Origin of the sequence: Caulobacter sp. SL161 (assembly GCF_026672375.1) — a bacterium.
Lineage (GTDB): Bacteria > Pseudomonadota > Alphaproteobacteria > Caulobacterales > Caulobacteraceae > Caulobacter.
In genome coordinates, this window is sequence record NZ_JAPPRA010000001.1 from 336,959 (window position 1) to 354,379 (window position 17,421).

Annotated in this window: 17 protein-coding genes and 2 pseudogenes; 8 read left to right on the forward strand and 11 right to left on the reverse strand. The window is 69.0% G+C overall.

What is annotated here, in order from left to right; all coding sequences use genetic code 11:
* Positions 1-38: 38 nt before the first annotated feature.
* Positions 39-374 (forward strand): thioredoxin, encoded by a 336-nt coding sequence (trxA, locus tag OVA11_RS01790; RefSeq protein ID WP_096053174.1) that lies wholly within the window; start codon positions 39-41, stop codon positions 372-374.
* 213 nt (positions 375-587) lie between these two features.
* Here the strand turns inward: trxA and OVA11_RS01795 are convergent, their stop codons facing one another.
* The 8 genes and pseudogenes from OVA11_RS01795 to OVA11_RS01830 all read right to left on the reverse strand — a co-directional run bounded on the left by OVA11_RS01795 (position 588) and on the right by OVA11_RS01830 (position 6,354).
* Positions 588-695 carry a hypothetical protein gene (locus tag OVA11_RS01795; protein ID WP_096034522.1) on the reverse strand — a complete coding sequence of 36 codons (108 nt, stop codon included), beginning with the start codon at positions 693-695 and terminating at the stop codon, positions 588-590.
* A gap of 86 nt (positions 696-781) precedes the next feature.
* Positions 782-2,095, reverse strand: a complete 1,314-nt coding sequence (locus tag OVA11_RS01800; protein WP_268065770.1) for a bifunctional folylpolyglutamate synthase/dihydrofolate synthase — start codon at positions 2,093-2,095, stop codon at positions 782-784.
* Between the two features lie 134 nt (positions 2,096-2,229).
* Positions 2,230-2,348: pseudogene (locus OVA11_RS01805) on the reverse strand (hypothetical protein).
* Positions 2,349-2,357: 9 nt separating this feature from the next.
* Entirely contained in the window at positions 2,358-3,281 is a 924-nt protein-coding gene (locus tag OVA11_RS01810) for an acetyl-CoA carboxylase carboxyltransferase subunit beta (protein ID WP_268065771.1), read from the reverse strand.
* 12 nt (positions 3,282-3,293) lie between these two features.
* Positions 3,294-4,121, reverse strand: a complete 828-nt coding sequence (gene trpA / locus OVA11_RS01815; RefSeq protein ID WP_268065772.1) for a tryptophan synthase subunit alpha — start codon at positions 4,119-4,121, stop codon at positions 3,294-3,296.
* Positions 4,122-4,133: 12 nt separating this feature from the next.
* On the reverse strand, positions 4,134-5,354 hold the full coding sequence (trpB, locus tag OVA11_RS01820; protein ID WP_268065773.1) for a tryptophan synthase subunit beta: 1,221 nt from the start codon (positions 5,352-5,354) through the stop codon (positions 4,134-4,136).
* Between the two features lie 22 nt (positions 5,355-5,376).
* Positions 5,377-6,036 carry a phosphoribosylanthranilate isomerase gene (locus tag OVA11_RS01825; RefSeq protein ID WP_268065774.1) on the reverse strand — a complete coding sequence of 220 codons (660 nt, stop codon included), beginning with the start codon at positions 6,034-6,036 and terminating at the stop codon, positions 5,377-5,379.
* A 48-nt stretch (positions 6,037-6,084) separates the two neighbouring features.
* The gene (locus tag OVA11_RS01830; protein ID WP_268065775.1) at positions 6,085-6,354 is read right to left on the reverse strand and encodes an usg protein; all 270 of its coding nucleotides are present in this window, start codon (positions 6,352-6,354) and stop codon (positions 6,085-6,087) included.
* A 180-nt stretch (positions 6,355-6,534) separates the two neighbouring features.
* Here OVA11_RS01830 and OVA11_RS19760 point away from each other — a divergent pair.
* Positions 6,535-6,645: pseudogene (locus tag OVA11_RS19760) on the forward strand (hypothetical protein); the annotation flags it as partial.
* A gap of 716 nt (positions 6,646-7,361) precedes the next feature.
* On the opposite strand, the gene OVA11_RS01835 reads toward OVA11_RS19760, so the two are convergent.
* Complete coding sequence (locus tag OVA11_RS01835; protein ID WP_268065776.1) at positions 7,362-9,662, reverse strand: NADP-dependent malic enzyme; 2,301 nt, start codon at positions 9,660-9,662, stop codon at positions 7,362-7,364.
* Between the two features lie 239 nt (positions 9,663-9,901).
* Between OVA11_RS01835 and dapB the strand changes: the two genes are divergently transcribed.
* Genes dapB through OVA11_RS01855 form a run of 4 tightly spaced genes read left to right on the forward strand, consistent with a single transcriptional unit; the run spans position 9,902 to position 14,558 of the window.
* Positions 9,902-10,675: a 4-hydroxy-tetrahydrodipicolinate reductase gene (dapB, locus tag OVA11_RS01840; RefSeq protein ID WP_268065777.1), complete on the forward strand. Its 774-nt coding sequence runs from the start codon at positions 9,902-9,904 to the stop codon at positions 10,673-10,675.
* 50 nt (positions 10,676-10,725) lie between these two features.
* Positions 10,726-13,965 carry an intermembrane phospholipid transport protein YdbH family protein gene (locus OVA11_RS01845; protein WP_268065778.1) on the forward strand — a complete coding sequence of 1,080 codons (3,240 nt, stop codon included), beginning with the start codon at positions 10,726-10,728 and terminating at the stop codon, positions 13,963-13,965.
* A gap of 35 nt (positions 13,966-14,000) precedes the next feature.
* Positions 14,001-14,186: a YnbE family lipoprotein gene (locus OVA11_RS01850; RefSeq protein WP_024265977.1), complete on the forward strand. Its 186-nt coding sequence runs from the start codon at positions 14,001-14,003 to the stop codon at positions 14,184-14,186.
* Positions 14,187-14,201: 15 nt separating this feature from the next.
* Positions 14,202-14,558 carry a YdbL family protein gene (locus OVA11_RS01855; protein WP_268065779.1) on the forward strand — a complete coding sequence of 119 codons (357 nt, stop codon included), beginning with the start codon at positions 14,202-14,204 and terminating at the stop codon, positions 14,556-14,558.
* Positions 14,559-14,686: 128 nt separating this feature from the next.
* Here OVA11_RS01855 and OVA11_RS01860 read toward each other — a convergent pair whose 3' ends face one another.
* Entirely contained in the window at positions 14,687-14,875 is a 189-nt protein-coding gene (locus OVA11_RS01860; RefSeq protein WP_268065780.1) for a hypothetical protein, read from the reverse strand.
* Between the two features lie 412 nt (positions 14,876-15,287).
* Positions 15,288-15,632: a YMGG-like glycine zipper-containing protein gene (locus OVA11_RS01865; protein ID WP_268065781.1), complete on the reverse strand. Its 345-nt coding sequence runs from the start codon at positions 15,630-15,632 to the stop codon at positions 15,288-15,290.
* A 129-nt stretch (positions 15,633-15,761) separates the two neighbouring features.
* Here OVA11_RS01865 and OVA11_RS01870 point away from each other — a divergent pair, with 129 nt between their 5' ends.
* Together OVA11_RS01870 and OVA11_RS01875 are read left to right on the forward strand one after the other, a co-directional pair.
* Entirely contained in the window at positions 15,762-16,616 is an 855-nt protein-coding gene (locus OVA11_RS01870) for a diacylglycerol/lipid kinase family protein (RefSeq protein WP_268065782.1), read from the forward strand.
* A complete protein-coding gene (locus tag OVA11_RS01875; RefSeq protein ID WP_268065783.1) occupies positions 16,613-17,407 on the forward strand; it encodes a metallophosphoesterase family protein in 795 nt (264 codons plus the stop codon). Before OVA11_RS01870 ends, OVA11_RS01875 begins: the two co-directional genes overlap by 4 nt.
* The last annotated feature ends 14 nt before the right edge of the window (positions 17,408-17,421 follow it).

A 17,421-nucleotide genomic window follows, 5' to 3' on the forward strand; every position in this document is an offset into this window, starting at 1 on the left:
GCCGGACTCCGCCGCGCGACGCCAGACTGGAGCAGACCATGAGCACCGTTGCGGTGACCGACGCCACCTTCGAAGCCGACGTCCTGAAGTCGAGCAAGCCCGTGCTCGTCGACTTCTGGGCCGAATGGTGCGGTCCGTGCAAGCAGATCGCCCCGGCGCTGGAGCAGCTTTCGGAAGAGCTGGCCGACGTGGTGACCATCGCCAAGGTCAATATCGAGGACAGCCCGACCACCCCGTCGCGCTATGGCGTTCGCGGCATCCCGACCATGATGCTGTTCCGCGACGGCCAGATGACCTCGATGAAGGTCGGCGCCATGCCCAAGCAGAAGATCCTGGAATGGCTGAACGAAGCCGGCGTCCAGCAACCGGCCTGATCGGCCCGATCGCCTGAATTGAAGACGCCCGCTCCGGTTCGCCGGGGCGGGCGTTTTTCGTTGTGATATCCCGACCTTCCCGGCGAATGCCGGGATCCAGATCAAACCCCGTGACCCGTCATATGCGGTACGGACGGCTGGCGCGAACCCGCTCAAGGCTCAGGATGTATCTGGGCCCCGGCATTCGCCGGGGAATTCGGACAAGGGCGGGGCTTACTTCTTCCCCGTCACGATAAACGGCGAGACCGGCGCGGGCGGCGGCTTCTTTTCGGCCTTCGGTTTGCGGATTTCCTTGTTGGACTTCTTCTGACCCTTGGCCATCGGCGGTTCCTGCCAGGACGGGCGCGCGTGCCGGGGATGTCCAGCGGGCCGAGCCGCCCTATCGGCGTGAGGTCAGCCTTACGCGGTTAGGTCGGCCAAGTCTCTGGACTCATCGCCAGGACCTCGCCGGCCAGATACAGCGAGCCGCAGATCAGGACGTGCGGCGTGGGCTCCAGTTCCAGGGCGTGATCGAGCGCTTCGGCCACCGAATCGCAGGCGCGGGCCCGCAGGCCGGCCAGTTCGGCGGCGGCGGCCGTGTCGGCGGCGCTGGCGGCGGCGTGGCCCTCGAAGGTCACGGTGAAGACCTTGGTCGCCACGCCCCGGAAGGCGCCGAAGAAGCCGGTGGCGTCCTTGTTGGCCAGGAGCCCCGAGATCAGCGCCACGGGACGGCCGTCACGCGCCGCCAGGTCGGCGAGGGCGCGGGAGACGGCCAGGCCCGCATGCGGATTGTGGCCGCCGTCCAGCCAGAGGTCCGCCCCCGCCGCCTTGGCGCGCTCGGCCAGAGGACCGGCGGTCAGGCGCTGGAAACGGGCCGGCCAGACGGTGGATTCCAGCCCGCGCGCCATCGCCGCCTCGTCGATCCGCGAATCGCCCAGGGCCAGCAGGGCGGCGACCGCCAGGCCGGCGTTGGCGAACTGGTGCTCGCCGGGCAGCGCCGGGGCGGGCAGGTCCAGGAGGCGGTCCTGCATCTGGACCAGCAGACGGCCGCGCTCGCCCCAGGCGTCGAAGTCGCGGCCCATCAGCGTCAGCGAAACCCCGGCGCGATCAGCGGCGGCCTCGATGACCGGCTCGGCCTCCTCGTGCTGACGGGCGGAGACGGCGGGCGCGCCCGGCTTGATGATTCCCGCCTTCTCGCCGGCGATCTGGCCGATCGTGTCGCCGAGGAACTCGCGGTGATCCAGATCGACCGGCGCGATCACGCTGACCTTGGGCGTCACGACATTCGTCGCATCGAGGATTCCGCCGAGACCCACCTCGATGACGCACAGATCGGCCGGAACCTCGGCGAAGGCGACGAAGGCGGCGGCCGTGGTGATCTCGAAGAAGGTGATCGGCTGACCGGCGTTGGCCCGCTCGACGCGGTCCAGCACCTCGGCCAGATGGTCGTCGGTGATGAGGGTTCCCGCCAGGCGGATGCGTTCGGAAAAGCGCACCAGATGCGGCGAGGTGAAGACATGGACGCTCAAGCCCGCCGCCTCGGCCATGGCCCGCAGGAACGCCACCGTCGAGCCCTTGCCGTTGGTGCCGGCCACGTGGATCACAGGCGGTAGGCGGCCTTGCGGGTCGCCCAGCGCGGCGCATAGTCGCCGCATCCGGTCCAGCGACAGGTCGATCAGCTTGGGATGCAGCGCCTGAAGCCGCGCGAGGGCGGCGTCGTGGGCGCGGAGGTGGTCGGTCATGCTCGTCTCCCTCCTCACCCGCCTAGAGCGTGACGCCGAAAGTGGGAACCGGTTTCGGCGCTAGTCACGCTCTAAGTGTTTGATTTAGAGCCTCGTTGTCGCGTCAAAACGATTCCGTTTTGACGCGCGAGGCTCTAGCGGGGGAGGTGGCGCGGCGCCATAGGCGACGTGACGGAGGGGGCGCTGTGGGAGGCGTTGACGCCCCCTCCACCGCCATTCGGCGGTCCCCCTCCCCCGTTTCACGGGGGAGGATGAGAAAGCTCTAGGCCGCCTGGCGCTTGCGGCCCATCATCAGGGTGCCCAGCAGCGAGCCCAGGACTTCCGGCAGCTCCTTGCGGTGCGTGACGCGGTCGACCATGCCCTTTTCGACGAGGTACTCCGAGCGCTGGAAGCCCGGCGGCAGGGTCTCGCGGATGGTCTGCTCGATGACGCGCGGGCCGGCGAAGCCGATCAGGGCGCCCGGCTCGGCCAGGTGGATGTCGCCCAGCATGGCGTAGGAGGCGGTGACGCCGCCGGTGGTCGGGTCGGTCAGGACCACGACGTAGGGCAGGGCTGCGTCCTTCAGCTCGTTGATGGCCAGCGTGGTGCGGGCCATCTGCATCAGCGACAGCGCGCCTTCCTGCATGCGGGCGCCGCCGGCGGCGGTGAAGGCGATCAGCGGAACTTCACGCTCCAGCGCGGCCTTGGCGGCGGCGATGAAGCCCTCGCCCGCGGCCATGCCCAGCGAACCGCCCATGAAGGCGAAGTCCTGCACCAGCACCACGGCGTCGACCCCGCCGACCTTGCCGTAGCCGATGGCCATGGCGTCCGGCTCGCCCGTCGCCTTGCGGGCCGCGACCAGGCGGTCCTTGTAGGGCTTGCCGTCCGAGAACTTCAGCGGATCCTCGACTACCGACGGGGTCGGCAGGGCCTCGTACTGGCCGTCATCGAAGGTGAACTTGAAGCGGGCCTCCGGCCCAATTCGCATATGGCGACCGGCCGGCGTGACCCACAGGGCCGCCTCCAGGTCGGAGCGGAAGATCATCTCGCCCGTGTCGGGGCACTTGACCCAGAGGTTCTCGGGCGTCTCGCGCTTGGCGAACGCGCCGCGCACGCCGGGGGCGATCCGCGACAGCCAGCCGCCGCCTCGGCGCTCCGCTGTTTTCTTGTCGCCCTTTTTCGGGTCCTGGGGTTCAGCCATAGCCATAGCCTTAAAGCCTCACTTCGTCCCGACTCGCGCCGAACGCACAGCCTTAGCCAGCTCCGACGCTTTTAGAAGAACCTTCTCGGTCACGTTTTCGTTCAACTGCGCCGCAGCCTCGATTTCATCGACCAGGGCCGAGCCGACGACGGCCGCGTCCGCCACCTTGGCGACGGCGGCGGCCTGAGCCGGCGTGCGGATGCCAAAGCCCACGGCGACCGGCAGGCCCGAGGCCTTGCGCAGACGTTCGACGGCGGGGGCCACATCGGCCGCGTCGGCCGACTTCACGCCGGTCACCCCGGCGACCGAGACGTAATAGACGAAGCCCGACGTGCGGCGCACCACCATCGGCAGGCGGGCGTCATCGGTGGTCGGGGCCGCCAGACGAATCAGGGCGATGCCCTCGGCTTCCAGCGCGTCCGACAGCGGGTCGGCCTCTTCGGGCGGGCAGTCGACGATGATCAGCCCGTCGACCCCGGCCTTGGCGGCCAGGCCAGCGAAGGTCTCGAAGCCCTTGTTCAGCACCGGGTTCAGATAGCCCATCAGGATAACCGGCGTGTCCTGGTCGCCTTCGCGGAAGGCGGCGACCAGATCCAACGTGCCCTGCAGGGTCATGCCCGACTTCAGGCCCCGCTGGGCGGCGCGCTGGATGGTCGGCCCTTCAGCCATGGGGTCCGAGAAGGGGAAGCCCAGCTCGATCAGGTCGGCGCCGGCGCCCGGCAGGCCCTTGAGCACCTCAAGGGTCGTGGCGGCGTCGGGATCGCCGGCCATGACATAGGTCACGAAGCCGGCGCGGTTTTCGGCCTTCAGCGCCGCGAAGCGGCGGTCGATACGGTCTTTGGTCACGCGAGGTCGGTCCTAGATCTTGCGCCCGAGGGCTTCGGCCACCGTGAAGATGTCCTTGTCGCCGCGACCGCAGAGATTCATCACCACGATCTTGCCCTTGCCCAGCTCCTGGGCGATCTCGCCGACCCGGGCCAGGGCGTGGGCCGGCTCCAGGGCCGGGATGATGCCTTCCAGCGTCGAGCACAGCTTGAAGGCCTCCAGGGCCTCGCTGTCGGTGGTCGAGACATATTCGGCGCGGCCGATCTCGTGCAGGAACGAGTGTTCCGGACCGATGCCCGGATAGTCGAGGCCCGCCGAGATCGAGTGGGCGTCGATGATCTGGCCGTCGTCGTCCTGCAGAAGATAGGTGCGGTTGCCGTGCAGCACGCCCGGACGCCCGCCGGTCAGCGAGGCGGCGTGCTTGTCGGTCGAAACGCCGTGGCCGGCCGCCTCGACGCCGATCAGGCGCACGCCCTCGTCGCCGAGGAACGGGTGGAACAGGCCGATGGCGTTGGAGCCCCCGCCGATGCAGGCGACCACCGCGTCGGGAAGGCGACCTTCCCTCTCCAGGATCTGCTCGCGCGCCTCGGCGCCGATCACGCTCTGGAAGTCGCGGACCATCACCGGGTAGGGGTGCGGGCCGGCGGCGGTGCCGATCAGGTAGTAGGTGTCATGCACGTTGGTCACCCAATCGCGCATCGCCTCGTTCATGGCGTCCTTGAGGGTGCCGGTGCCCGAGCTGACCGGCCGGACTTCCGCGCCCAAGAGGTTCATGCGGAAGACATTGGGCTTCTGCCGCTCGACGTCGGTGGCGCCCATATAGACGACGCAGGGCAGGCCAAAGCGGGCGCAGACGGTGGCGGTGGCCACACCGTGTTGGCCAGCGCCCGTCTCGGCGATGATCCGGGTCTTGCCCATGCGCATGGCCAGTAGGATTTGGCCGAGCGCGTTGTTAATCTTGTGCGAGCCGGTGTGGTTCAGCTCGTCGCGCTTGAAATAGATCTTGGCCCCGCCGAAGTGCTCGGTCAGGCGCTCGGCGAAATAGAGCGGGCTCGGTCGGCCGGCGTAATGGGTATTGTAGCTCGTCAGCTGCGCCTGGAATTCCGGGTCGGCCTTGGCGTCGGCATAGGCCTTGCCCAGGTCCAGGACCAGCGGCATCAGGGTCTCGGCGACATAGCGGCCGCCGAACCCGCCAAAGCGGCCCTCCGCATCGGGATAGGCCGAGTAGTCATTGGGTTTCGCAGGAGCGTTCACGAGGGCTTCCGAGCTGGGCTTTTCAGTCTTGGGCGCGTTTGACGGCGTCGAGAAACGCCGTGATCAGAGCCGGGTCCTTTAGGCCGGGACCACGCTCCACGCCAGAAGAAACGTCCACCAGGGGCGTTCCGGAGGTCTTGATGGCCTCTCTGACGTTCCACGGATCAAGCCCGCCGGCCAGGAAATGCGGCCGCGAAAAGCGCCGCCCGGCCAGCAGGCCCCAGTCGAAGCGAGCGCCCGTGCCGCCGGGCAGGGCCGAGCCTTCGACCGGTTTGGCGTCGAACATCAGGTGCTCGGTCACGCCGTCGAAGGTCGCGGCCTGATCGACATCCGCCGATGAGGAGACGGAAAAGGCCTTGATCACCCCGACGCCGGCGCGGGCGGCGATCTCGCGAACCCGCGAGGGGGTCTCCTTGCCGTGCACCTGGATCAGGTCTGGCCGCATCGTCGCCATCAGGCGGTCGATCAGGGCGTCGTCCGGATCGACGGTGACGGCGACCGTCTGCACGCCCCGGCCGCGAACCGGCGCCACAAGGCGCGCGGCGGTCTCGGGCGCGACGTTGCGCGGGCTCTTGTCGAAAAAGACAAAGCCTAGGAACGCGGCGCCGCCGTCGAAGGCGGCCTTCACCGTCTCGGGCGTCGACAGTCCGCAGATCTTGGCCCCATGGGCGGAAATGCTCATCGCCGGGGAGTTACGGGCGGGGAAGCCGCCGCGCAACCCCGGCGATGCTCATTGCAGCGTGAAGACCCCGTTCACGGCCCGCCATTCGCGAGGACTGATCAGCCGGTTATGCGCGATCCGCACCGAATGCAGCACCCCGTCCAGCTCCTTGGCCCAGAAGTCCAGGAACCCTTTCAGGGTCGGGAATTTCGGCGCCAGATCATACTCCTGCCAGACATAGAGCTGCAGCAGGGCGGGGTGGTCGGGCATGTGGTAGTGAATTTCGGCCGTGGTCAGGCCGTAGCCCATCATCTGCAGCTCGAACGCCTTACTCGCCATCGAAGAGCCTCCGACAAACGTTCCGACGCAAGAAGATTTGGCCGACTTGGCGAGTCGCTCAAGAGGCGCGTTGTCGCGGCTACGCAGAGCCCCCTTCCCCTTGATGGGGAAGGGCTGGGGTGAACAATCCTCCCCCTCGCGGGGGAGGTGTCCGCGCAGCGGACGGAGGGGGAAGTGCTGCTGAACCGGCCCCTTCCCCCTCCGTCGTCCCTTCGGGCCGACACCTCCCCCGCTGGGGGGAGGATTTAGAAGGCGTGCGTCCGCCGCTTCACGCGATCGCTCGCTGAAGTTCAGTGGGGAGGCGACGGAGCGGCCGGGCGAACCCGGAGTACCGTGAGTGTGTTTTGCGTTTCGGCTCGCGCTTCCGCTCCGCCAGGTTGTTCTTGCCCGTGAGGATGGGGGGCGTGAGCGTCTTTCAGCTCGGGACCCCAGGAGCCCCCGGACGGGCGCGGACCAACTGGAGCGGCTACATCCGTGTCCAGCCCGACGATCCACGATAGGCGGCTTATACGATCACCGCCCTGTCGCTCCGCCTTCGACGTGATCCCAAGCGGCCCGGCCTCTCGTACGCGCTCCTAAAGAGTAAGCCGCACGACCAGACCAAGCCGCCGGGCGCCGAACGCGGCCCCGCTCAACCTAGCCCCGCCGCCGTATTGGGCCGGATCCATACGCCCTCCCCCGCGACGGGGATGGCTATGATTATGGGGGTGGTTCCAGCGCGGAGGATAAGTTGGCGCGCAAAAGTGAGAAGGCGTTGATTTTGTTGACGTTCGCCCCGCCAATTCCGAGCGTTCACGCCCGCCAATCCCCGTAAACCGGTTCCCTCTCCCAGAGGGAGAGGGTGGCCGCAAAGCGGTCGGGTGAGGGGTTTCAAAGCCGCCGCCCTGCCGGCGCTCCGGCTAAGGCCGCACCCCCTCTCCCCGGCCCTCTCCCCATGGGAGAGGGAGTCCCCCATGGGAGAGGGAGTCACGTCGCGTGTCCTTCTCTGCAGAGGCAGGATTAAGCCGTCACCCCTCGCCGTCGTCGACCGGCTGATCATAAGCGGCCATCATGGCCATGTTCAGGATCTTGGACACCGAGGCCGACAGCGGCGCGATCTGCACCGACTTGGAAAGGCCTAAGAGCACCGGGCCGATCACCGTAGCGCCGCCCAACGACTGCACCAGCTTGGTCGAGATCGAGGCGGCGTGGATGGCCGGCATGATCAGGATGTTGGCGCTGTCGGTCAGGCGCATGAACGGATAGTTGGCGCGCTTTTCCGGATCCAGAGCCAGCTCGGGCGGCATCTCGCCTTCGTATTCGAAGTCGACCTCCATCTCGTCGAGCATGGCAACGGCTTCGCGCACCTTCTCCGAGCGCAAGCCCATCGGGTTGCCGAAGGTCGAATAGCTCATAAAGGCCACGCGCGGCTTGAAGCCCAGGCGCTTGACAGCGCGGGCGGCCTCGCAGGCGATCTCGACCAGTTCCTCGGCCTCGGGCAGTTCGGTGACATTGGTGTCGGCCACAAAGATCGTCCGGCCCTTGGCCAGCACCACCGACATGCCCATGATCCGGCCGCCGGGGGCGGGATCGACGACGCGCAGCACCTCTTCCAGGGCCTGGTCGAAGCTGCGGGTGACGCCCGTGACCATGCCGTCGGCCTCGCCCAGGGTGACCATCGAGGCGGCGAAGCTGTTGCGGTCCTGGTTGATCAGGCGCTGGACGTCGCGCTTCAGATAGCCCTGGCGCTGCAGGCGGGCGTACAGGGCGTCGACGTAATCTGGATTACGTTCGGAAAGACGCGCGTTGATGATCTCAAGACCCGCCGTCTCGGGATCCAGTCCCACCAGGCGCATGTTCTCGTGCACCAGATTCTCGCGGCCGCAGAGGATGGCCTTGCCGAACCCGCCGCTCTGATAGGCGTAGGCCGCGCGGATGACGCTGGGGTCTTCACCTTCGGCGAAGACGATGCGCTTGGGATTGGCCAGCACCGAGCCGGAGATCTTCTGCAGGAAGCCGGCGGTGGGATCCAGGCGCTGGGCGAGGCTGGCGCGATAGGCGTCCATGTCGGCGATCGGCTTGCGGGCGACGCCGGTGTCCATCGCTGCCTGGGCGACGAAGGGCGGCACGTACCAGATCAGGCGCGGGTCGAAGGCCGACGGGATGATGTAGTCGGGGCCGAACTTCAGCTGGCGACCGTGATAGGCGGCGGCGACCTCGTCCGGCACGTCCTCGCGCGCCAGCATGGCCAGGGCCTGGGCGCAGGCGATCTTCATCTCGTGGTTCACGCGGCGGGCCCGCACGTCCAGCGCGCCGCGGAAGATGTAGGGGAAGCCCAGGACGTTGTTGACCTGGTTGGGATAGTCGCTGCGGCCCGTGCCCATGATCGCGTCCTTGCGCACGCGCTTGACCTCTTCGGGCGTGATCTCCGGATCGGGATTGGCCATGGCGAAGATGACCGGGTTGGGAGCCATGGAGGCGATCATCTCGGGCGTGAAGGCGCCCTTGGCCGACAGGCCCAAAAGCACGTCGGCGCCGACCACGGCTTCGGCCAGGGTGCGCTTATCGGTCTCGACCGCGTGGGCGCTCTTCCACTGGTTCATGCCCTCGGTGCGGCCGCGATAGAGTACGCCCTTGGAGTCGACGGCGATGCAGTTCTCGGCCCGCACGCCCATGGCCTTGATCAGCTCCAGCGAGGCGATGCCGGCCGCGCCGGGGCCGTTCAGCACGACCTTCACGTCCTCGATCTTCTTGCCGGTGATGTGGCAGGCGTTGATCAGGCCGGCGGCGCAGATGATCGCCGTGCCGTGCTGGTCGTCATGGAACACCGGGATGTCGAGCAGTTCCTGCAGCTCGGTCTCGATGCGGAAGCACTCGGGGCTCTTGATGTCCTCCAGATTGATGCCGCCGAAGGTGACGCCGATGTTCTTGACCACCGTGATGATCTCGTCGGGATCCTTGGTGGTGACCTCGATGTCGATCGAGTCGACGTCGCCGAAGCGCTTGAAGAGGACGCTCTTGCCTTCCATCACCGGCTTGGACGCCAGGGCCCCCAGGTCGCCCAGACCCAGGATCGCGGTGCCGTTCGAGATCACCGCCACCAGGTTGCCCTTGGAGGTGTACTCGTAGGCCATGTCCGGATCGGCGGCGATGGCGTGGACGGGGACGGCGACGCCCGGCGAATAGGCCAAGCTGAGGTCACGCTGGGTGGCCATCGGCTTGGTCGGCACGATGGCGATCTTGCCGGGGGTCGGGTAGCGGTGGAAGGCCAGGGCCTCCGCGTCGGTGAAGGTCTTGCGTTCCGCGTCGCTCATGTCGGCGTTCCCCATTCCTGCTGCGCAAGTTGATCAAGGGGCGGGCCGATCGATGCGGACACGCCCTTATATGTCCGCACCGTAGCGACGGGGACCGGGCGTCACAACCGGGTCAGAACGCGAAAATCCCTGCAAACGCTTGTTGGACTTGGCGTTGCGTCAAGCGCGGCGCCCTCGGGTAAGGCGGCGTGAGGTTGACCTGAAGGGGCGGAACAGGTGATTTGCCCAAGGTCTGTTGTATCCTGGAGTCCGCCTTGTCCCAGCCCGTGAAGATCGCGATCGCAGGCGCCAACGGCCGCATGGGTCGCGCCGTCGCCCAGGCGCTGGAGGGGCGAGCTGACGCCGTGATCGCCGCGCGCTTCGAGCGTCCGGGCGTCGAGGGCGAAGGCCTTGTCGCGCGCGAGACCGCCCTGGCCGCCGCCGAGGCGGTGATCGACTTCACCCTGCCCGAGGCCTCGGTCGTCCTGGCCGAAGAGGCCGCCGCGAACGGCGGTCCGGCGCTGGTCATCGGCTCCACCGGGTTTTCGGACGAGCAGCTGGCCCGCATCGACGCGGCCGCGCAGCAGATCGTCATCGTCCGCTCAGGCAACTATTCGCTGGGCGTCAACATGCTGATGGGCCTGGTGCGTCAGGCCGCCGCCGCCCTACCGGCTCAGGATTGGGACATCGAGGTCTATGAGGCCCACCACAAGCGCAAGATCGACGCGCCGTCGGGCACGGCCCTGATGCTGGGCGAAGCGGCCGCCGAAGGACGGGGCGTGGCCCTCGCCGAGGTCGCCGACCGGGGCCGCGACGGTGTCACCGGCCCGCGCCAGGATGGCGCGATCGGCTTTTCGGTGGTGCGCGGCGGCGGGATCATCGGCGAGCACAGCGTGATCTTCGCCGGCGAGAGCGAGAGCCTGACCCTGTCACACTCGGCCATCGACCGGGGCCTGTTCGCGCGCGGCGCCATCGCCGCCGCCGTCTGGGTCAAGGGCAAGCCGCCAGGCCTCTACGACATGCAGGACGTGCTGGGCTTCAAGAAATAGGGATCCAAAGCTTGGCCGGGGGGCTTTGTTAGGACACCAGACGCCAGGACGTGATGGCAGAACCCTCGACCGAACCGACGCCAGACACCGCGGCCAGATCCGCGCCCAGCACGCGCGCGCGTCTGGTGGATCTCGGCCTGGAGGTGGTGTCGCTGTCGATGATGGCGTTCATCGCCACGGGTCTGGTCGTCTGGTCGGGCCGGCGCGAGATCAGCCGCGAGCTGGCCGAGTCCTGGCTAAGCGAGCGCGGGATCGAGGCCGCCGTGCAGCTGGAGGACGTCGACGCCACCGGCTTCGTCGGCACGGTGCGCCTCGGTCCACGCAACGCTCCGATCTTCGCCGCCGAACGCCTGGAGGTCGCCTACGACCTCTCCACGCCCTGGAGCGGAGGCGCGTTCGCCATCCAGACCAAGGCCGTGCGCCTGGTGCGGCCGCGCATCGCCGCCACCCTCGACGACAAGGGCCTGCGGCTGGGCGCCTTGCAGCCGCTGATCGACGAAGCGCTGAAGGCCCCGCGCCGGCCCGAGTTTCCGGGGCCTGCGGTGCTGGTGGAGGGCGCGAGGCTGGATCTGACCACGCCCGGCGGTCGCGCGCGGATCACCGGTGACGCCAGCCTGGACGAGGGCCAGCTAAGGCGGCTGGACGCGCGGCTTGCGCCGCTGCGCTATGCGGTCCGGGACCTCGCCATCGACGCCAGGGGCGCGAGCGTCACCGCCCGCAAGCGCGGTGATCGGCTGACGATCGACGTCACCCTGGCGCTGGACAGCCTGGAGACCTCGGCGGCCGATCTGGCTGGAACCACCGCCCGGCTCAGCGCCGACCTGCCCTATCCGGATCTCGCCCGCAGGACCGCCCAGGGCCCGCTGACGGCCCAGCTGGCCCTGCGCGCCGACACCGCCCGACTGAGCGATGGCCAGATGGAGGGGCTGGCCGCCGACCTGTCGTGGAACGGACGGCTGGACGGCGGGCCGCAAGACTTCGCCCTGGTGGGCAAGGGCCGCGCGGCCCTGCGCGGCGACCGGCTTTCAGCCCCGTCGCTGCAGGCGCGCGACACAACGCTCGCCCTGGCGCTTGACCGCATAGAGGGCGAGCGTCGCGACGGCCGGCTGAGCCTGCGCGGCGCGACCACCGCCGACCTACGCGCCGGACAGGCGATCGCGGGCGGCGTTGCGGTGCGCAACCTGCGCGGCCAGGGCGCATCGGAAAGCCTGTCTCTGGCGGCGGACGCGCAAGGCGCGCGCCTTGAAGGGCCGCTGAAGATCGAAACGCGCGCCGATCGGCTGGCCATGGGCGCCCTGGCGCTGGCGTCGGCGCGCCTGGCCGCCGGCGGCCGGATCGGCCAGGACGCTCAGGGCCTGAGGCTCAGCCTGGCGGGCGCGGCCTCCGGCGAAAGCGGGATCTCCGGACCCGATGCGGACCGGCTTGCGGCCCTGATTCCCAACCCCGCCTATGGCCCGCCGCTCAGCCGGGCGCTGCGGTCCTTCGCCCTGAACGCGCCGGGCCTTGGCCTCGAGGTGGCGGGGGGCCGGACGCGGGTGGCGCTATCACGCGAGGCGCGCCTGACCGCTCCGAACGGCGTCATCTTGACCGCAGACGCGCCGAACGGCGTGCTCTTGGACGCTGGGGAAAACGGCGCGCGCGGCGGTCTTCGGGCGGCCCTCCAGGGCGACGGCCTGCCGACGGTGCGTCTGGCGGCGAGCGACTGGCGCGCGGCCGGCGGGGTTGTGACCTCGCCGCTGACCCTCGCCGCCGAGGGCTTCGACCTGCCGCCGATCCAGGGCGTCACCGGCCAGATCGACGGCCAGGCGCGGATCGCGGACGGGCGCTTCACCCTGGTTTCCCGCCAGTGCGCCCCGGTCACGGCGAGAACCTACGCGCTGGGTGAAAGCCCGGTGACCGCCATCAAGGCCCTGGTCTGTCCGACCGCCGCGCCGCTGTTGGCCGCCGGGCCGGGCGGCTGGAGCGCGGGCTTGCGCTTCAAGGACGGCGAAGGCGCGCTGGCCAGCGCTCAGGCCAGCTTAGAGACGATCCAGGGCGAGGCGTCGCTGGGCGGAACGCGCGGCTTCGAGCGCGCGCAGGTGCGGGTCGATAGCGCCGCCGTCGCCGACGCCGCCCCGGAGCGCCGCTTCAACCCGATCCTCGCCAAGGGCCGCCTTGGCCTGTCGAGCGGCCTGTGGACCGGCGGCTTCCAGGCCACGACGCCCGTCGGGGCGCCCCTCGGCGCGATCCGCCTGCGCCATGTCGTGGCCACAGGCCGGGGCCAGGCCGATATCGACGCCTCGAAACTGGCCTTCGCGCCGGGCGGCCTGCAGCCGGCGGAGCTCTCGCCGATGGCCGCCTTCGCGCGCGAGGCCAAGGGCCCCGCGAGCTTCACCGGCGTCTTTGCCTGGAATCCGGACGGCGCGACCAGCCGGGGACGTCTGGTCGCCGACAAGATCGACTTCACCAGCCCGATCGGCTTCGTCGCCACCCTGGACGGCGCGATCGACTTCACCAGTCTCGCCCCGCTGGTCAGCGCGCCGCGCCAGACGATGCAGGTCGTGAAGATCGATTCGCTGGTGCCGCTCACCGGCGTCGAGTCGGTGTTCCAGCTGGGCGCGGAGATGTTGCACATCTCCAAGGCGACGTTCGAAGCCGCCAAGGGCCGCGTGTCGATCGAGCCCATCGACGTGCCCCTGGGCGCGGACAAGACCATCAGGGGCGCGATCGTCATTCAGCATCTGGACCTCGGCGAACTGATCGCCGCCTCGTCCCTGGCTGATCGCATCAAGATCGACGCCGTGGTCAACGGCCGCCTGCCCTTCACCTTCGGGCCCGAGGGCCTGAGGTTCCAGAACGGCCAGGTGCGCGCGATCCAGCCCGGTCGCCTGGAAATCGCCCGGACGGCGCTGTCGAACGTCGCCGCCAGCCCGGCCGACGCCCCCGGCGCGCCGCCGTCTCAGCCGCCCGGCCAGGTGAACGCCATCCAGGACTTCGCCTATCAGGCCATGGAGAACCTAGCGTTCGACCAGCTGGAAGCGGGCGTCAACAGCACCGACAACGGACGCCTGGGAATCCTCTTCCATGTGAAGGGCCAGCACGCCCCCAAGGTGGCCGAAAAGGCCAAGGTCGGGATTCTGGATCTGCTGCGCGGCCGCGCGTTTGACAAGCGCATCGCCTTGCCGGCCAAGACGCCCGTGGACCTCACCCTCGACACGTCGCTGAACTTCGACGAGCTTCTGGACGCTTGGCGGCGTTCGATCGCCGGCGAGGACACCGAGCCGCCCCGTTCAGGTCCGGTTCAACCATGACTCGTCACCCTGCATACGAACTGGAGACCAGACGCATGAGAAAGCGCGCCCTCTTGATGGCCCTGATCGCGACCGGAGCGCTCGGCGCGGCCGCGTGCACGCCGACCGTCCGCGTGAAGGTCGACCCGATCAATATCTACGCCAAGCTGGACGCCGACGTGCGCGTGCGGCTGGACAAGGAAGTCCAGTCGCTGATCCAGCAAAACCCCAACCTGTTCTAAGCAAGGAGGAGCGACATGATCCGCAAGACGATGACGGTTCTGGCTCTGGGCCTGGCGATGACCGCCGCCGGCGCGGGCCTGGCCATAGCGCAATCCCCCGCCGCCAAGGCGACCGTCGACGCCGCCAAGATGGCGGGCACGGTGGGCGAGCAGGCCGACGGATACCTCGGCATAGTCTCCGGCGGCGACGCCGCCCTGCGCGCCGCGGTGGCCGAGATCAACACCGGCCGCGCCGCCGCCTACAAGGACATCGCCGCCAAGACCGGCGCGACGCCCGAGGCCGCCGGCCAGGCGACCGCCAAGCAGCTCTACGCCCGCCTGGCGCCGGGCCAGTACTGGAAGCCGCTCGACGGCGGCTGGATCAAGAAATAGCCGGCTGACGTTTCGACAAAAAGGGCGGTCTCCTCACGGAGGCCGTCTTTCTTTTTTCTGTGGTCCCGTTGAGCGTGGGCTCTGGCCGGGATGGAAATCCTCATCCGGCGGCAGGCGGCGGCGCGTGGCTATGGCGTCCACATTCGGGTGACGTCGGCACGCTGGTGATCACGAAAGGCCTGCACCGTCCCGGCGGAGGCGCCCACAACGGCGATCACGACCAGCGCCATGATCCGCGAACGGATCTGTGTCAGACGCCGGCTGGGCGTCGAAACGAAAACCGTACCGCCATGGTCGGCCACATAGGTGCGCATCATGACGTCGCTCCCCCGCCCGGCGGACCCGATGTCCGCCCAGGGATTTCAACGCCTTGCGCGCACACCTGTTCCGCCCGTTCGCGCGCTGCGACGCCTCTTCAAAAAAAATCGCGGCGCGGCGGGAACCAAGGGACGGTGCGGTCGTTTTCTGACTGCGAAGGCGGCGACGCCCCCCGACTTGAGACTGGCGAAAGCCAGTCCGCCGCCTTCGCACCCCTTTGTTGATGCGAACTCAGGCGGACCGGGTGACCGGACCGCCTTTCCTTATGCGCCAAGGCCAACCGCCGCGACCTGCACCGTTCAAACTTCGGGGCTCGCAAGGCTCGCTTCTGAGATTGCAGACACACCAAAGGTGACCAGCCAGGCCGATCGCCCCAGGCTGATCGCCTTTGTGCGAGCTTCGACGACGCGCTCAGGGGCGGGGCGCGCCGTCTTCCCAGAAGTAACGGCCACTCCGGGCGTCGTAGTAGTAATGGTGCCCGGTGCGCTCGTCATAGTACTGACGACGATTGACGTTGCTGGCGCCGCAGCCGCCGTCCTCGCGACAGCCCTTCACCGCGCCGGCCGCGCCGCCGACCGCCGCGCCGATCGCCGCGCCCTTGCCGGCGCTGCCACTGCCCACATTGTTGCCGATCACCGCGCCCGCGATGGCGCCCAGCGCCGCGCCGCCGGCGGCGCTACGCTCCACATTGCCGGTCGAGGTGCACGCTGCGGCGAGCACGCAGACGCCCGTCAGGGCGATCATGGTCGTCTTCATCTTGGCTCTCCGTTTCGAGCTGTTCCAGGCCAGCTAACGGCCCCAACGGATCAGGGTTCCGCATCGCCAGCCGAGCCACGGAGGGAACGGATCGTTGCGTCGCGGAAGTTTTCATGAGGGGGTGTGCGCATGAAGCGCATCGATGTTGTCGTCAACACCGCCTCAGGCTCGGTCGGAGCCGACGCCCCCGAGATCGCCGAGCGCCTGTTGGCCGAGCATGGCGTGACCGGCGTCGTCCATGCGCCCACGCCTGATGAGCTCGTCGACTGCCTTCGTGCGGTGATCGATGGTGCGCCGGACGCCGTTCTGGTCCTGGCCGGCGACGGCACCGCCCGCACGGCGGCCGAGATGGCCGGCGCGGACGGCCCGCTGATCGCGCCGCTGCCGGGCGGAACCATGAACATGCTACCGCACGCCCTCTATGGCGAACGCCCCTGGGAAGAGGTTATGCGCGACTGCCTTAGCGACGGCGAAGCGCGGATGATCTCGGGCGGCGAGGTGGGCGGTCGCCAGTTCTTCGTCGCCGCCATCCTGGGCAGCCCCGCCCTGTGGGCCACGGCGCGCGAAGCGGCCCGCGAGGGGCGTATCGATCTGGCCCTCGCCCGCGCCCAGCGCGCCTTTCGCCGCGCCTTTTCCGGGCGCCTCCGCTACGCGCTCGATGGTCGCCCCAAGGGCAAGGCCGAGGCCCTGACCCTTCTGTGCCCGCTGGTGTCCCGCGCGCTCAACGCCGACGCCCAGGCGCTGGAGGCCGCCGCCCTCGACCCCAGCGGCGCGGTCGAGGTGTTCCGCCTGGGGATGAACGCCGCGCTCGGCCAATGGCGCGAGGACCCTTCGGTGTCCGTCGGCCTGTGTCGCGCCGGCCAGATCTGGGCCCATGGGCGCATCCCCGCCATCCTCGACGGCGAGCCGGCGCGGCTGGACATGGAAACCTCGATCCGCTTCCGCCCCGAAGCGTTCCGCGCCCTGGTTCCGGCGATCCGATGAGACTGATCCAGCTCTCGGACATCCATTTCGGCGGCGAGAATGCCGAGGCCGTCGCCGCCGCCGGCGCTTGGATTCGCAAGGCTGCGCCCGATCTCGTGGTGGCCACGGGCGATCTCACCCTGGACGGGAGAGCCTGTGAGTTCGACGCCGCCGCAGCCTGGCTGAAGACCCTGCCCCGGCCGATGATCGTCACGCCCGGCAATCACGACACGCCGTTTTTCGGTCCCGGCGAGCTCTGGGAGCGCTTCACTCGCCCTTGGCGACGCTTCTGCGACCGCTTCGGCGCGGAGGACGGCGCGCGCTGGCAGGGCCCTGGCGTGACGCTCACCACGCTGAACACCGCCCGCGCCGCTCAGCTGCGCTTGAACTGGTCAAAGGGCGCGGTGGGTCAGGACCAGATCCGACGCGTGGTGGGCGAGCTTGAGGCGGCGCCGGCTGGGGACCTGCGCATCGTGGCCTGTCACCATCCGCTGATGGAGATACTGGGAGGGCCGATGACCGCCCGCGTGCACGGCGGCGTGGACGCCGCCAAGCAGTTCGTGAAGGCCGGCGCCGACGTGATCCTGTCGGGTCATATCCATCTGCCGTTCGTCACGCCGCTGCCGTTCGGCGACGGGCGAACCCAGGCGATCGGGTCAGGCACCCTGTCCCAGCGCGAGCGGGGCGCGGCGCCCAGCTTCAACATGATCGAGATCGAGGCCGGCTGCGTGCGGGTGACGGCCATGGCCTATGCGCACGGCGACTTCGAGGCCTGGCGGACCTGGGCGATCGATCGACGCCCCCTGAGATAGGGAGGCGGCGCGAA

Excerpts from the sequence above, each read along its gene's own strand:
- OVA11_RS01855 (WP_268065779.1), top strand. The coding sequence starts at position 14,202 with ATGATCCGCAAGACGATGACGGTTCTGGCTCTGGGCCTGGCGATGACC.
- OVA11_RS01870 (WP_268065782.1), top strand. The coding sequence starts at position 15,762 with ATGAAGCGCATCGATGTTGTCGTCAACACCGCCTCAGGCTCGGTCGGA.
- OVA11_RS01800 (WP_268065770.1), bottom strand. The coding sequence starts at position 2,095 with ATGACCGACCACCTCCGCGCCCACGACGCCGCCCTCGCGCGGCTTCAG.
- OVA11_RS01875 (WP_268065783.1), top strand. The coding sequence starts at position 16,613 with ATGAGACTGATCCAGCTCTCGGACATCCATTTCGGCGGCGAGAATGCC.
- OVA11_RS01810 (WP_268065771.1), bottom strand. The coding sequence starts at position 3,281 with ATGGCTATGGCTGAACCCCAGGACCCGAAAAAGGGCGACAAGAAAACA.
- OVA11_RS01830 (WP_268065775.1), bottom strand. The coding sequence starts at position 6,354 with ATGGCGAGTAAGGCGTTCGAGCTGCAGATGATGGGCTACGGCCTGACC.
- OVA11_RS01860 (WP_268065780.1), bottom strand. The coding sequence starts at position 14,875 with ATGATGCGCACCTATGTGGCCGACCATGGCGGTACGGTTTTCGTTTCG.
- OVA11_RS01825 (WP_268065774.1), bottom strand. The coding sequence starts at position 6,036 with ATGAGCATTTCCGCCCATGGGGCCAAGATCTGCGGACTGTCGACGCCC.
- OVA11_RS01850 (WP_024265977.1), top strand. The coding sequence starts at position 14,001 with ATGAGAAAGCGCGCCCTCTTGATGGCCCTGATCGCGACCGGAGCGCTC.
- OVA11_RS01835 (WP_268065776.1), bottom strand. The coding sequence starts at position 9,662 with ATGGGGAACGCCGACATGAGCGACGCGGAACGCAAGACCTTCACCGAC.
- OVA11_RS01795 (WP_096034522.1), bottom strand. The coding sequence starts at position 695 with ATGGCCAAGGGTCAGAAGAAGTCCAACAAGGAAATCCGCAAACCGAAG.
- OVA11_RS01865 (WP_268065781.1), bottom strand. The coding sequence starts at position 15,632 with ATGAAGACGACCATGATCGCCCTGACGGGCGTCTGCGTGCTCGCCGCA.
- trxA (WP_096053174.1), top strand. The coding sequence starts at position 39 with ATGAGCACCGTTGCGGTGACCGACGCCACCTTCGAAGCCGACGTCCTG.